Raw genomic sequence first — 12,071 nt, 5'->3', positions numbered from 1 at the left:
AAAATCGTTTCCTGTTCGCAACACTGTCGTTATACTGCGCCAGAACCTGTTCCGGTTCCTTTCGTACGCCTGGCGCCGCTGTCGGTCCTGGCGTGCCGCCCCGCCTGCAACCCTGTTCGTCCGCGACGAAAGGAACCCGATGCGCCTCAACACTCCCGTCACCGCCAACGAAGTCCTGCTCGCCGAGGGCAAGACCATCGTTTCGACCACCGATTTGCAGGGCAATATCCGCTACGCGAATCCCTACTTCGTGCAGATCAGCGGCTTCAGCGAAGAAGAACTGCGCGGCGCGCCGCAGAACATCGTGCGCCATCCGGACATGCCGGTGGAGGCCTTCGCCGACATGTGGCAGTCGATCCGCGCCGGCTTGCCGTGGAGCGGCATGGTCAAGAACCGCTGCAAGAACGGCGACCATTACTGGGTGTACGCCAACGTCACGCCGGTGATCGAGGACGGGCGCCCGGCCGGCTTCATGTCGGTGCGCACGCGGCCGACGCGCGAGCAGGTGCGCGAGGCGGCGGCGCTGTACGCCGAATTCAAGGCCGGCAATCCGCGCGGCCTGGTGTTGCGCAACGGCCGCGTCGAGCGTGGCGGCCTGGCCGGGCGCGTGGCCGCGCTGCGGCGCCTGCCGCTGCGGGCACAAATCAATGGCGGCATGGGCGCGACCAGCGCGCTGCTGGCGGCGGTGACGCTGGCCTGCTGGCAGGCCGGCCTGCCAGCATGGACCCAGCTGTCGCTGCTCGCCTGTCTGGCGCTGGTGCTGGCCTTGTGGTCCAGCCTGCGCCGCAACGTGCTGGCGCCACTCGCCGAAGCGAGTGTGTTCGCGCGCCGCCTGGCCGGCGGCGACCTGACCTGCCGCATCGTGCCGCGGCGCGACGACGAGATGGGCCAGCTGGTGGCCGCGCTGCGCCAGTCGGCGGTGAACCTGTTCAGCGTGATCGGCGACGTGCGCGCCAATTTCGACGAGATCCGCCACGCCACCGGCGAGATCGCAAGCGGCAACCTGGACCTGTCGGGCCGCACCGAGTCCCAGGCGTCCAGCCTGCAGGAGACTGCGGCCAGCATGGAGCAGCTCACCCGCAACGTCGGCCATAGTGCCGACAGCGTCGGCTCGGCCAGTGCGCTGGCGGCGCGCGCGGCGACGGTGGCCGGCAGCGGCCAGCGCCGGGTAGCGGAAGTGGTGAGCACGATGGACGCGATCAGCGCCTCGTCGCACAAGGTGCTCGACATCGTCGGCATGATCGACGGCATCGCCTTCCAGACCAATATCCTGGCCCTGAACGCGGCGGTGGAAGCGGCGCGCGCCGGCGAACAGGGACGCGGCTTCGCGGTGGTGGCGGGCGAGGTGCGCACCCTGGCCCAGCGCAGCGCGGCGGCGGCGAAAGAGATCAAGACCCTGATCGACGCCTCGATCGCCAACGTCGACAGCGGCAGCCGCCTGAGCGCCGCCGCCGGCGCCGCGATCGGCGAAGTGGTGGGCGCGGTGGGCGACGTCACCCGCGTGATGGGCGAGATCGCGACCGCCACGCGCGAGCAGTCGGGCGGCCTGGGCCAGGTCAACGGCGCCGTGAACCAGCTCGACGCGATCACCCAGCAGAACGCGGCGCTGGTCGAAGAAGCCGCCGCGGCGGCCGCCACGCTGGCGCGCCAGGCCGACGACGTGGCGCAGGCGCTGGCGGTGTTCCAGCTCGAAGCGCGCACCGTGCGTAGCGACGCGATGCGGCTGGCCGCGTAGGGTGGACGGCAGAGCCGTCCACCCTACTTTCAGCAAAAATCGCGGCTGCGCGCATCCAGCCCACCCAGCAGGTGCGACAGATCGACCAGCCGCTTGGCCACCAGGTGCCGCACCTCGCCCTCCTTCTGCCACACCCCGTACACCCCGAGCAGCGGCGCATTGAGCACCTCGCGCCGCTGCTGCTCCACCAGCGTCGGCCATACGATCACGTTGACGTTGCCGGTCTCGTCTTCCAGCGTCATGAACAGCACGCCCTTGGCGGTGCCGGGCCGCTGGCGCACGGTGACCAGGCCGCAGGCGCGCGCCAGCTGGCCGTTCTGGAAGGTCATCAGGTCGGATGCCGGAATGAAGCGCTGTTTGTGCAGCCGTTCGCGCAGCAGCGCCAGCGGATGGCGGCCCAGCGTCAGCCCTTGCGCGCGATAGTCGCCCACGATCTCCTCGCCCTCGCTCGGCGCCGCCAGGCTTGGCGTCTCTTCGCGCGGCACGGTCGGCCGCAGCAGGTCCTTGTCGGGCGCCGCGCCGGAGGCCTGCCACAGCGCTTCGCGCCGGTGCCCGGCCAGTGAATGCAAGGCGTTGGCCGCGGCCAGCACCTGCAGGTCGCCCCGATCCAGCCCCGCGCGGCGCGCCAGGTCGGCCACGCTGTCGAACGGCCGCACCGCGCGCGCCTGCTCGATGCGTTCGGCCGCCTGCGCGTTCATGCCGCGCTGCAGCGACAGGCCGAGGCGCACCGCCGGCTGGCGCGAACGGTCCACGGGATCGAATTCTTCCAGCGTCGAATCCCAGCCGCTGATGGTCACGTCCACCGGCCGCACCTCGATGCCGTGGCGGCGCGCGTCCTGCACCAGCTGCGAGGGACTATAAAAACCCATCGGCTGGCTGTTGAGCAGCGCGCACAAAAACGCCGCCGGCTCGTGGCACTTGAGCCAGGAGCTGGCATACGCCAGCAGCGCAAAGCTGGCCGCGTGCGATTCGGGGAAACCGTATTCGCCGAATCCCTGGATCTGGCTGAAGATGGCCTCGGCGAATTCCTGGGTATAGCCACGTTCGAGCATGCCGCCGACGATGCGGTTGTAATACTGTTCCAGCCCGCCCTTGCGCTTCCAGGCCGCCATCGCGCGCCGCAGCTGGTCGGCCTCGCCCGGCGTGAAGCCGGCGCCCAGGATCGCCACCTGCATCACCTGCTCCTGGAAGATCGGCACGCCCAGCGTGCGCTCGAGCGCGATGCGCATCTCGTCGCTCGGGTAATGGATCGGCTCCAGTCCCTGCCGCCGGCGCAAATAAGGATGGACCATGCCGCCCTGGATCGGGCCGGGGCGCACCACCGCCACCTCGATCACCAGGTCGTAGAACTGGCGCGGCCGCATGCGCGGCAACATGCTCATCTGCGCGCGCGACTCGATCTGGAACACGCCCACCGTGTCGGCATGGCAGATCATGTCGTAGGTGGCTGTATCGTCGGCCGGGATGTCCTGCATCTCGAACACCTCGCCGTGGCGCTGGCCGACCAGTTCCAGGCCGCGCCGCATCATCGACAGCATGCCCAGCGCCAGCACGTCGACCTTCATCAGGCCCAGCTCTTCGAGGTCGTTCTTGTCCCACTGGATCACGCTGCGCTCCGCCATCGCCGCGTTCTCGATCGGCACCAGGCGCGAGAGTTTTCCGCGCGCGATCACGAAGCCGCCCGGGTGCTGCGACAGGTGGCGCGGAAAGTTCAGCAGTGATTGCGCCAGGGTCGCCCACTGGCGCGACAGCGGCGCCTCGGGATCGAGCCCGCTCTCGGCCAGGCGTCCCAGCAGGTCGGCGCGGCTGTCGAACCAGTGGTGGGTCTTGGCCACCTTCTCGACGATGGCGAGGTCGATGCCGAGCGCGCGCCCACTGTCGCGCAAGGCGCTCTTGGGCCGGTAGCTGATCACCACCGCCGCCAGCGCCGCGCGCTCGCGCCCGTACTTGCGGTAGATGTACTGGATGACTTCTTCGCGCCGCTGGTGCTCGAAGTCGACGTCGATGTCGGGCGGCTCGTTACGCTCCTTCGAGATGAAGCGCTCGAACAGCAGGCTGGCGCGCGCCGGATCGACCTCGGTGATGCCAAGGCAGTAGCACACTGCCGAGTTGGCGGCCGAGCCGCGGCCCTGGCACAGGATGTCCTGCGAACGGGCGAAGCGCACGATGTCGTACACGGTCAAAAAGTAGTGCTCGTAGCGCATCTCGCCGATCAGCGCCAGCTCGTGCTCGATCTGGGCCTGCACCTTGGCCGGGATGCCTTCGCTGAACCGGCGGTGCGCGCCGATCCAGGTTTCGCTGCGCAGATAGCTGCTGGCGTCGTGCCCGGGCGGCACCACCTCGTCGGGATATTCGTAACGCAGCTCGTCGAGCGAGAAGGTGCACAGGCGCGCGATGCGCACCGTCTCTTCCAGCGCCTCGCGCGAATAGATATTGGCCAGGCGCAGGCGCGCGCGCAGGTGCTGTTCGGCGTTCTGCGCCAGGCCGTAGCCGCACTGCGCCACCGGCTTGCCCAGGCGCGTGGCGCTGAGTGTGTCCTGCAAGGGTTTGCGCGACCTGACGTGCATGCACACGTGGCCGAGCGCCACGATCGGCAGGCCGTGCTGCCAGCCCACCTCTTCCACCGTGGCCCGATGGGCGTCGTCGAAGGCGCGGTGCAGCAGGTTCAGGCCGATCCAGGCGCGCCCCGGAAAGGTGGAGGCGATCCACGCGGCCTGCGCGTGCAGGCGGTCGACGTCCTTCGCCTCGTGGCCCGGGTACGGCGGTAGCAGGATCGCCAGGCAATCGGGCAAGTGCTGCAGGTGGCGGTTGGCCGGTGCCGGGTCGGCCAGGTCGCTTGGCGTCAGGTAATACGTGCCCTTCTCGCTGCGGGTGCGCCCGAGCGTGATCAGTTCGGACAGGTTGCCGTAGCCGTTGCGGTTCTGCGCCAGCAGGATCAGGGACGGCGCCGGGCCGCCGCCCGAGTCCTTGAGGTGGAAGTGGGCGCCGATGATCAGGGGCAGCCCGGTCTTTTTGGCCTCGGCATGGGCGCGCACCACGCCGGCCAGCGAGCATTCGTCGGTGAGCGCCAGCGCGAAGTAGCCCAGCTGCGCCGCGCGCGCCACCAGTTCCTCGGCATGCGAGGCGCCCTGCAGGAAGGAGAAGTTCGACAGGCAGAACAACTCGGCATACGGCGGCAGTATTTGCGGTGACTGCGGCGGCGCTGGCGGCTGGAATTCAGGCATGGGCTACAATGCTGATAGAACAGCAAATACTGTATAAAAACACAGTATAACGTACTGGCCAACCTGACAAGGATTCTCATGCGTATTCACGCCCGGCGCTGTTTTGGCGTCCACCCTGGGGACGGCAATCCGGCCCTCGTGATCGAAGACGATGCGTCGGATTCGCAAACCCGCCAGGCCTTTGCACGCGAACACGATATCACCTGCGTGTGGATCGATCCGGTGCGTAGCGATGGCAGCGCCGCCACGCTCGACTTTTGGTATCCGCACACCCGCAGTCCGCTGTGCCTGCACGCGACGCTGGCGGCAGCGCAGATGCTGTTCGCGCGTCTCGGCGACGGTGCGCCGCTGACGGTGCGCACGGCGATGGAGGGGCAGCAACTGGCTTTGCTGCGTGATGGCGATGCGCTGTTCGTGCGCCTGGCGCCGCAGGCAGTGGCGCAACCGCTGCTGGAGCCAAGCCTCGTGACGCGTCTGCTACGGCTGCCCGATGCGGCGTTGGCCGGCACGCCGCGAGTGGTGTCGGTCGGCAGTGCCAAGCTGCTGGTCGAGGTGGCCGATGCGGCAACGCTGCATGGCTTGACGCCTGACCTGGGGGCAATCGCCGAATGGGCCAAACAGGCGGGCGTGAATGGGCTGTATGTCTACAGCCGGCGCACCGATGGCGTTTTCGAGGGCCGCAATTTCAACCACCTCGATCCATGGCTCGAAGACAGCGCCACCGGGGTGGCGGCCGGTGCGCTAAGTGTCTTGCTGGGGCATGACTTGAGTCTGCTGCAGGGCCAGGCGACAGGCCGTGCCTGCGTGATTCATGCCCGGCCAGACGATGGCATGGTGCTGGTCGGTGGCCGGGTCGAAGCAGCATGAGCGCAATCGATGTGTTCGTTGAGTGAGCATTTGGAAGCTTCAAAGCCTGTCTGGCAATGTGGTCGCCGGCGTCAATTTCGGTTCGTCAAGCAGCTTGGTTTTATAGTCCAGTAGTTCGCTCTCTTCGATATCGAAACGTTTGAGCCATTGATCCGCAGCCCAGCCAACCAGACGCGGTTCACCATCCTTCGAGCCGTAGTGGAAGCCGCCGATCTCGGTCATGCGGATATCTTTTAGCGCCATATTCGGCAACACATAGATAGCGGGGCGCGAGTCAAGTTCAACTGGGACGATCTCCGGCTTTGGACCGGATTGGATGACAATGCCAGTACCATAGTCATACTTTGCAAACCAGTTCATTGGGAGCTCGGAATTCAACGTTGCAAGACCGCCTACCTTTTCAATCATTTTATGGTTAATCGCGGTCAACCATCCGACTGTCTTGATTTTATCCAGTATGCCGTACTTTACCCTTCCACCAATTATTACCGGGCTGCCAACATCTATCCCGTTCATCTTCCCGGCCATTAAAGCTTCACTCGCCTCATTCGGCTCTCTCCGCACCAATGAAAGATTGAAAGCAAATCCACCAAATCCATGAACTGCCTTTAGATTTTTAGCAAATTCGACGAACAAATTCTGGAACACCAAAGGATTTTCCTCGACAAACAACGCTGGAAAAGAAAATGTCAAAGTTGCGAGACCCCATGTCCCCATCTTTGCTTGCCATTCTCGCAAACCCGAAACTTGAAACGTCCACGGACTGGCATCCTCTGGTTTTTTACCGCCGGTATACGCAAAAGCTGCTACATCGTTCGGCCTTAAACTTTCGATCATGCTTCTCATTGGCTTTGTTTTGGCATAAGCGAGCAGATCAGGGCCAGAAGGTGGTTCATCGCGCCATAACCATGCAAGGTGATCTTTAGCGATTGACTCATAGGACTCGAAACAGGTGCATATTCTTGAACGCACTTCTGCGGTATGCGAACCATCGAAGTAAAGCGTCCCGCGAACACAAAATGCTCCGCCTACGTAATCCTCGGGACCATACTTCATCAGCATTGCGCCGGGCAGAAAGAGGGCTTCTGGATTGGCCCGCAGGAGCGTCACCGTATTATCGACATCTTTTTCCATATCTTTTCCTAAAATGTAGGTACTGCAGGCGGGCCAGGCAAGCCTGGCAGTCCTCCTAATGACCTACCGCGTAATAATAAACGCATGAGGATCTCACCTATTTTGCCAGCGGCTTCAATTTTTTCTACAGGGATCTTCGTCTCATCCGGCTTGGATTTCTCGCAATCGCAATCCTTCGGCTCCAAAGAAGTTAGTTTTCGAGGGTCGCCCGCAATTACTTCGTACGCTCTTTCCTGACTCTCTGACAACCTGTCAGGCGGGAACTTCATCTCTACAATTTGCTTAATATTATCCTGCGTTGGCGGTTTCGTAGGATCATGCACAATGACGATATCCGGACGCCTGATTTGCCCAGTTCCAGGGACAAAATAATCGCTCATGTGTTTCTTTATGTGACCATAGAGGAATTTGTGACCTAAAGTACGAACAGTACTATCCATGATCGGTTCAGGCGGAGATTTGGTCATGTTATAGTTGATCTCCTGTTTGTAAGGGCTATTCCCAAGGACTCCATTTAATGCCTTAAAAGATGCAGCGACACAGCTTTGTTTCAACCGCCTTCCATCAGCCCCAATTTTTGGCGCCTTGTCGCACTTGCACATGGCACTACAAAGGATTTTCTTATCGACAGGATCGACTGGCGGTTTATTAATATTGACGATCGTGGTCGTGCCTTCAGGCGACATCCCGCCCTTGCTAAGCGGTGGCGTTGGTCCCGTCATGGCTTTTGCTGAACCAAATCAAAGGCCAATGCTTCCATGGCATCGCGTTCTATCCATTCTGTGAACCCATCGGGATCCGTAACCCCAGTATGATACTGACCACCAGTGGACCGTATGCGGGTTTCGATACCGCTCACCGGCTCGCCCGTTGCCTGATCGACGACTTGAAAGCGCCCCCCGAAAACGCCGAGTATCAGGCAATGCTTCATCATGATATCCAGCGCTTAACCCAGAGCCGATAGCACCAATTGCTCGCCCCATCGTTCCATTCGCAGCGTCTGGCGCTGCACCACTTGATGGCACTGTGGTGGTAAAAATCTGGCTGGATATAAGCGTCGCACCGCATGCTACTTTACATCCATGATAAGCCACTGGCTTGCCATCATCAATCAAGCTCGGGTCTCCTTGACTAATTGGAAAAACACCTTTACAGAGCGGACAAGACACCATGTCGCCTCTACGTGCCCATCCTTTTCCATGGGTGTCAGAGAAAGATGAAGCACTGATGACGACTCCGCCATGGCTGGTTTTATCGCCTAGAACAATAACAGGGTAACCCATATAACCGTCTCCTATGCGTATGGTGAATACACGTAAATGTTGAAGACTACGGCAGTGTTGGTCTTGAACATGTCTAGAGTTCAGCATTCACCATTTCACTAAATTAGACCTCAACGTTCAATTCATGGCATACGCATGACCATGTTGCATTAATGCTACAGTGCGATGGTTATCGAAGGATCAAGCGATTAAACTCCGAATTTCCTTCGGAGAAAATTGTGCCCAACCTGAAAATAATGTCTCGCTCGCTGCTACTCGCCCTGTACGGCAGCACCGCTCTCGCCGCCCTGCCGACCGCCGCGCTGGCCCAGAACACCCTTGCCACCCCTGCCGCCGGCAATGCCGACGTCGTCCCGAGCGTCAGCGTGGTCGGCTCGCGCCGCGTCGGCGTCGCTTCCGCCACCGACACCCCGGTCGCGGTCGACTTCATCCCGATGACCAAGGCGGCCGAGCAAGGCGGCCAGTTCGACCTGGCCCAGGCCCTGGCCACGCTATCTCCATCGTTCAACTCGACCCGCCAGACCGGCGCCGACGGCGCCGACCTGATCGACTCGGCCGCGCTGCGCGGCCTGGGTTCGGACCAGACCCTGGTGCTGGTCAACGGCAAGCGCCGCCACACGGTGGCGCTGGTGAACCTGTTCGGCGCGCGCAACCGCGGCAATACCGGCACCGACATGAACGCGATCCCGCTGATGGCGATCCGCGAAGTGCAGGTGCTGCGCGACGGCGCCGCCGCCCAATACGGCTCGGACGCGATCGCCGGCGTGATCAACATCGACCTCAAGAAAAACCTGGGCTGCGAATCGGTGGTCGGCTACGGCCAGTACACCGCCGGCGACGGCGAAAACTGGCTGGCCTCGGCCTACTGCGGCGTGGCCGTGGCGGGCGGCGTGGTCGGCATCACCGGCGAATACTACGACCGCGGGCGCTCCAACCGCGCCGACGCCGACAGCCTGCGCATCATCGGCGACACCAAGTCCGAAAACCAAACCGTCTACCTGAACGGCGACTTCCCGGCCGGCGCCGGCAACAAGTTCTACTTCACCGCCGGCGTGCAGCGCCGCGACGCCTCGTCGGCCGCCTTCGGGCGCGAAGGCCTGGGTTCCGAAGACATCCCGTCGCGCAACTCGGCGGCGATGTATCCGAACGGCTTCGTCCCCTTCATCAACGGCGACGTCGACGACCGCTGGGGCACCGTCGGCTACCGCTGGGCGATGGGCGAATGGAATGCCGACCTGTCGCAGACCTACGGCTACAACCGCCTGAAGTACGACATCGCCAACACCCTGAACGCGTCGATCGCGAACCTCGACCTGACCAATGGCGGCGCCGGCGTCAGCGCCAGCAACTTCAACGCCGGCGGCTTCTCGTTCCGCCAGGCCACCACCAACCTCGACGTCAGCCGCTTCTACAGCAGCGTGGCGCAGGGCATGAACGTCGCCTTCGGCCTCGAACACCGCCGCGAGAACTACCAGATCTTCGCCGGCGAAGCGGGTTCCTACATCGACGCCGACGGCGTGGGCGTGGGCGGCAACGCCGGCAGCCAGGGCTTCCCGGGTTTCCAGCCGGGCGACGAGACCGATGCCGACCGCCATAGCAGCGCCGCCTACATCGACGTCGAAACCGACCTCACCGACCGTTTTAAACTGCAGACCGCGCTGCGCTACGAGCGCTATTCGGACTTCGGCTCGACCACCACCGGCAAGATCGCCGGCGCATACCGCATCAATCCGCAGGTGCTGCTGCGTGGCTCGGCCAGCACCGGCTTCCGCGCGCCGTCGCTGCAGCAGATGTACTTCTCGTCGACCTTCACCGACTTCGTCAGCGGCCAGCCGCTGGACGTGGTGCTGGCGCCGAACGGCGGCCGCGTCGCCAACGCCGCCGGCATCCCGTCGCTCAAGGAAGAAGAATCGAAGAGCTATACGCTGGGCCTGACCTGGGCCCCGACCCAGTCGACCTCGCTCACGGCCGACCTGTACCGCATCGACATCGACGACCGCATCGTGCTGTCGGGCCGCTTCGACGCCGACAACTACCCGGCGCTGGGCGCGACGCTGCAACAACTGGGCGTGGGCCAGGCCCAGTTCTTCGTCAATTCGGTCGACACCAAGACGCAAGGCCTGGACCTGACCGTGTCGAACCGCGCCACCGTCGGCATCGGCCGCCTGAACACCTACCTGGCCCTGAACTTCAGCAAGACCGAAGTGCAGCGCGTGAAGGCCCCTTCGAGCCTGGCAGGGTTCGAGGACGTGCTGCTGTCCGAGCGCGAGCGCCTGTTCATCGAGGAAGGCGCGCCGCGCCGCAAGGCCACGCTGGGCCTGGACTGGACCCAGGGCCAGCTCGAGACCTCGCTGCGCGTGATCCACTTCGGTCCGCAGACGCTGGGCACCTTCTCGGGTTCGCCGGTGCCGAACCAGCACTACGAAGCGAAGACCTCGGCCGACCTGTCGTTCACCTGGGCCTTCAGCGACAAGACCCGCCTGACGGTGGGCGGCACCAACATCTTCGACGTCAAGCCGACCCGCCAGGATGAGAACGAGACCGACAACGGCTTCAAGTACGAAAGCGTGCAGTTCGGCCTGAACGGCGCGGCGATGTTCGCGCGCCTGGCGCACAAGTTCTAATTCGATCAGACGCTTGAAATACTGCGGCCCGTGAACTTCGCGGGCCGTTTTCATTTGTGCGCCTGTCTTGCACGTGCGGCTTGTGCAAGAATGGCGCCCTCTGACACTGTCGTAGCCGAACACCATGGACAAACTGATTGCAGAACTGATGAGGCTTTACCTGCCGGCCGGCGCGCTCGCACCCGAACTGCTGGCGCAGCACCTGCAGGGCGAACAGAATGTGCCGGTCAGCCTGACCGGCAACGACGGCCTGACGCGCGCCATGATGATCCCGTTCCGCAAGGCCAAGGGCGCGCAGGACGACGCCCACTGGAACCAGCTGTGCGAGGTCGCCAACGCGCTGCAGGAGCGCCTGGGCTTCCCCGCGCCGGCGGTCAGCATCTCGGGCGGCGACGCTTATTACCTGTGGCTGTCGCTGGCCACGCCGGTGCCGTCCGAGCAGGCCCAGGCCTTCCTCGAACGCCTGCGCGACGTCTACTTTCCCGACACCGAACTGGCGCCCGACCATGTGCTGGCGCCGGTCGCGCTGCCGCCCTGCCTGCACGCGCGCACCGGGCGCTGGGCCGCATTCATCCATCCGGGCATGGGCGTCTCGTTCGCCGACGAGCCGGGGCTGGAGATGATGCCGCCGTCAGGCGGGCAAGCCGGCTTCCTGGAGGGACTGGAAAGCATCGACGAAGCGCAGTTCGCGAATGCGCTGGCGCTGCTGCAGCCGGAGGGCGACGGGCCGCAGGCCAGCCTAGCGCTGGTGTCGGCGCTGCACACGCCGGAGGTCGAGTTCGCGCCTGCTCATCCGCCGGTTTCTCGTACATCGCCTGCCCCGGCGGAAGGCTTGCTGCTCAAGGATGCGACGCTGGAGGACATCGTGCGCCATCTGCATTCGCTGGGCGTCGAGCCGACCTTCCGCCACGTGCTGCCGCCCGCCCGGCGCTAACCGGCGCTAACGTTCTGGACGCCGCTCGCAGCGGCTCTGTGCCACACTGGCCTTCATCGACATTCGTTTCATGGAGGGCAGCATGAGCACTGAACAGCAAGCAAAGGAACAGGAAAAGGACGCGGCGCAGCAACCGGGCGCAGAAGCGCAGCACCCCGACACTGATGGGCTGAAGGACAAGAAGCCGGAAGAATTGACGCCGGATGAGTTGCGCCTGATGGCCGACACGATGCCGGGCGAAGGGCCGGGAGATTGAACTGCCGCGTGACG

9 protein-coding genes and 1 pseudogene are annotated in these 12,071 nt (G+C 63.8%); 5 read left to right on the top strand and 5 right to left on the bottom strand.

Features of this window, described 5'->3' with window-relative positions; genetic code table 11:
- Window positions 1–139: 139 nt before the first annotated feature.
- Window positions 140–1,735 carry a PAS domain-containing methyl-accepting chemotaxis protein gene (locus tag QPK27_RS02350; RefSeq protein WP_290416581.1) on the top strand — a complete coding sequence of 532 codons (1,596 nt, stop codon included), beginning with the start codon at window positions 140–142 and terminating at the stop codon, window positions 1,733–1,735.
- 29 nt (window positions 1,736–1,764) lie between these two features.
- On the opposite strand, the gene QPK27_RS02345 is transcribed toward QPK27_RS02350, so the two are convergent.
- Entirely contained in the window at window positions 1,765–4,959 is a 3,195-nt protein-coding gene (locus QPK27_RS02345) for an error-prone DNA polymerase (protein ID WP_290416580.1), read from the bottom strand.
- A 78-nt stretch (window positions 4,960–5,037) separates the two neighbouring features.
- Between QPK27_RS02345 and QPK27_RS02340 the strand changes: the two genes are divergently transcribed.
- A complete protein-coding gene (locus QPK27_RS02340; RefSeq protein WP_290416579.1) occupies window positions 5,038–5,826 on the top strand; it encodes a PhzF family phenazine biosynthesis protein in 789 nt (262 codons plus the stop codon).
- Window positions 5,827–5,865: 39 nt separating this feature from the next.
- Here QPK27_RS02340 and QPK27_RS02335 read toward each other — a convergent pair whose 3' ends face one another.
- The 4 genes and pseudogenes from QPK27_RS02335 to QPK27_RS02320 form a co-directional block, all read right to left on the bottom strand.
- Window positions 5,866–6,960 carry a type VI immunity family protein gene (locus tag QPK27_RS02335; protein ID WP_290416578.1) on the bottom strand — a complete coding sequence of 365 codons (1,095 nt, stop codon included), beginning with the start codon at window positions 6,958–6,960 and terminating at the stop codon, window positions 5,866–5,868.
- Window positions 6,961–6,968: 8 nt separating this feature from the next.
- Window positions 6,969–7,682 carry a VRR-NUC domain-containing protein gene (locus QPK27_RS02330; protein ID WP_290416577.1) on the bottom strand — a complete coding sequence of 238 codons (714 nt, stop codon included), beginning with the start codon at window positions 7,680–7,682 and terminating at the stop codon, window positions 6,969–6,971.
- Window positions 7,679–7,894 (bottom strand): hypothetical protein, encoded by a 216-nt coding sequence (locus QPK27_RS02325; protein ID WP_290416612.1) that lies wholly within the window; start codon window positions 7,892–7,894, stop codon window positions 7,679–7,681. Before QPK27_RS02325 ends, QPK27_RS02330 begins: the two co-directional genes overlap by 4 nt.
- A gap of 172 nt (window positions 7,895–8,066) precedes the next feature.
- A pseudogene (locus QPK27_RS02320) lies at window positions 8,067–8,243 on the bottom strand (PAAR domain-containing protein); the annotation flags it as partial.
- A gap of 236 nt (window positions 8,244–8,479) precedes the next feature.
- Here QPK27_RS02320 and QPK27_RS02315 point away from each other — a divergent pair.
- The 3 genes from QPK27_RS02315 to QPK27_RS02305 all read left to right on the top strand — a co-directional run bounded on the left by QPK27_RS02315 (window position 8,480) and on the right by QPK27_RS02305 (window position 12,057).
- Window positions 8,480–10,867, top strand: coding sequence for a TonB-dependent siderophore receptor (locus QPK27_RS02315; protein ID WP_290416576.1), 2,388 nt, complete (start codon window positions 8,480–8,482; stop codon window positions 10,865–10,867).
- 124 nt (window positions 10,868–10,991) lie between these two features.
- Window positions 10,992–11,801 carry a hypothetical protein gene (locus QPK27_RS02310; RefSeq protein WP_290416575.1) on the top strand — a complete coding sequence of 270 codons (810 nt, stop codon included), beginning with the start codon at window positions 10,992–10,994 and terminating at the stop codon, window positions 11,799–11,801.
- 82 nt (window positions 11,802–11,883) lie between these two features.
- Window positions 11,884–12,057: a hypothetical protein gene (locus QPK27_RS02305; protein ID WP_290416574.1), complete on the top strand. Its 174-nt coding sequence runs from the start codon at window positions 11,884–11,886 to the stop codon at window positions 12,055–12,057.
- Window positions 12,058–12,071 lie beyond the last annotated feature (14 nt).

This window comes from Massilia sp. YIM B02443 (assembly GCF_030411955.1).
Taxonomy (GTDB): domain Bacteria; phylum Pseudomonadota; class Gammaproteobacteria; order Burkholderiales; family Burkholderiaceae_D; genus Telluria.
This window is presented reverse-complemented; position numbering and strand designations above follow the sequence as displayed.

Coding starts and splice junctions, on each gene's coding strand:
- QPK27_RS02340 (WP_290416579.1), top strand. CDS start 5,038: ATGCGTATTCACGCCCGGCGCTGTTTTGGCGTCCACCCTGGGGACGGC.
- QPK27_RS02350 (WP_290416581.1), top strand. CDS start 140: ATGCGCCTCAACACTCCCGTCACCGCCAACGAAGTCCTGCTCGCCGAG.
- QPK27_RS02305 (WP_290416574.1), top strand. CDS start 11,884: ATGAGCACTGAACAGCAAGCAAAGGAACAGGAAAAGGACGCGGCGCAG.
- QPK27_RS02310 (WP_290416575.1), top strand. CDS start 10,992: ATGGACAAACTGATTGCAGAACTGATGAGGCTTTACCTGCCGGCCGGC.
- QPK27_RS02325 (WP_290416612.1), bottom strand. CDS start 7,894: ATGATGAAGCATTGCCTGATACTCGGCGTTTTCGGGGGGCGCTTTCAA.
- QPK27_RS02315 (WP_290416576.1), top strand. CDS start 8,480: ATGTCTCGCTCGCTGCTACTCGCCCTGTACGGCAGCACCGCTCTCGCC.
- QPK27_RS02330 (WP_290416577.1), bottom strand. CDS start 7,682: ATGACGGGACCAACGCCACCGCTTAGCAAGGGCGGGATGTCGCCTGAA.
- QPK27_RS02335 (WP_290416578.1), bottom strand. CDS start 6,960: ATGGAAAAAGATGTCGATAATACGGTGACGCTCCTGCGGGCCAATCCA.
- QPK27_RS02345 (WP_290416580.1), bottom strand. CDS start 4,959: ATGCCTGAATTCCAGCCGCCAGCGCCGCCGCAGTCACCGCAAATACTG.